This window comes from Pseudomonas sp. BAY1663 (genome assembly GCF_000582595.1).
GTDB classification, from domain to species: domain Bacteria; phylum Pseudomonadota; class Gammaproteobacteria; order Pseudomonadales; family Pseudomonadaceae; genus Stutzerimonas; species Stutzerimonas stutzeri_AF.
The window spans coordinates 1-1565 of the sequence record NZ_AZSV01000190.1; the positions used below are offsets into that span (position 1 = coordinate 1).

Below are 1565 nucleotides of genomic sequence, written 5' to 3' on the forward strand. Positions count from 1 at the left end.
CCACGCGGCCCGGCCGGCAGCGCGGCGGCCGGTGGCACGGCGCGGCGCAGGTAGGGCTCGAAGTCCAGCTTGGTGACGCCGCACAGCGGGCATTCCCAGTCATCGGGAATGTCCTCGAAGCGGGTCCCCGGCGCCAACCCGCTGTCCGGGTCGCCCAGTTCCTCGTCGTAGATCAGGCCGCAGGCACGGCAGATGAACTGCCGCCAGGCCCGGGTCATGTCGCTCATGCCGGCAGCTCCTCTTTCATCAGGCGGGCCATTTCCCAGCGCAGGTGCTTGATCGCCGGGGTTACGATGGCGACGAACTGCGCCTCGCGCATACGCCGCTGGGGCGCCGCGCTGCGCAGATAGCCACGCGCACCCTGGTGCATGAGCGCCGACTGGGTGGCGCGCAGGGCCAGTTCGGCGCCCTGGGTGCGGGCGTCGAGCACATCCAGCAGGTAGTCCTTGCTGCCGTCGAAGGGGTTGCGCGCCAGCTGCATGATTCGCCCGCCCAGTTCCTCGAACTCGGCCTGGATTTCCTCGGGCCGGTCGTGCAGGAAGTGGTTGACATGGCCCAGCACCGGCTCGACCTCGCGCATCGCGTCCAGGCTGCCCTGGACCAGGCCGGTGGCCATCCCGGCCTGCAGCAGGATGAAGGCCGCACGGATGCGCGCGATGAACGGACGGGCCGGATCGGCGATCAGGCCGTCTTCGCCGACGAAATAGTCGTCGAGCTGGATGCGCCATGTGCTGGTGCCTTCCATCCCGGAAAAGGCCGGGCAGGCGCGAAGCTCCACGCGCGCATCGATGTCGAGCAGAAACATGATTTCGTGGGACCGCGAGCCATCGTCACGCTCCACGGCGGCGATGGCCCCGCAGTACTGGCCCTGGGCAATATGGCTGACCCAGGGCAACGAGCCGCTGACGCGGTAGCCCCCCGGCACCTTGCGCGCACGCAGCAGCATGTTCTCGATGCCGGCCAAGGCTTTCATCGGGTTCGACAGGCCGGTGCCGCCGAACGTCCGGCCCTGCGCGTGATCTGACAGGCGCGCCAACAGCGCCGGGTTGTCCGACTGCTCCATATAGAGGCCGCAGACGTCCTGGCACCAGACAAGGAAGCCGGTGGAGCCGCAACTGCGGCTAACCTCCTGCATGGCGGCCAGGGCAATATCGTAGCGCCCTCCCCGGCTCTGCAGGTGGGCGCCCAGGGCTCCCGCCTCGCCGAGCCGGGTCATGATCTCCAGGGGGTAATGGCCTTCGTGGTCGATCCGGCTAGCCAACTGGGCCAGCGGCCCCGCCGCGATACGGCGGACTTCGGCGAGCAAGCGCTCATCGGCCAGGCCGGCGACGGACGAAGGGGAAACGACAACGGCGCTGTGCATGACGGCATTCCTCCTGCGGGATGAGGCTCAGTCGGCCAGGGCGATACTGAACGGGATCGGGTTGCGCATGGAGTTGGCCACCGGCGAGTAGAAATTGGCCTGGCGCACGATCTCCTCCAGCTCCTCGCGGCTCGCATCGCCCTCCACCAGCACCTTCACGCGGATTTCCTGGAAACCCATCTGCGCCGGCTGCATCTCTGCA

At 68.2% G+C, this 1565-nt stretch carries 3 protein-coding genes; all 3 read right to left on the minus strand.

All coding sequences use genetic code 11. The annotated features are described in order from the left end of the window. Positions 1 to 227 (minus strand): rubredoxin (locus BAY1663_RS22690; RefSeq protein WP_037045377.1); only part of this gene is annotated, 227 nt, incomplete at its 3' end. Then, complete coding sequence (locus BAY1663_RS22695) at positions 224 to 1363, minus strand: acyl-CoA dehydrogenase family protein (protein WP_037045379.1); 1140 nt, start codon at positions 1361 to 1363, stop codon at positions 224 to 226. The genes BAY1663_RS22695 and BAY1663_RS22690, both read right to left, overlap by 4 nt. A 27-nt stretch (positions 1364 to 1390) precedes the next feature. After that, positions 1391 to 1558 carry an OsmC family protein gene (locus BAY1663_RS24345; RefSeq protein ID WP_371257655.1) on the minus strand — a complete coding sequence of 56 codons (168 nt, stop codon included), beginning with the start codon at positions 1556 to 1558 and terminating at the stop codon, positions 1391 to 1393. Positions 1559 to 1565 lie beyond the last annotated feature (7 nt).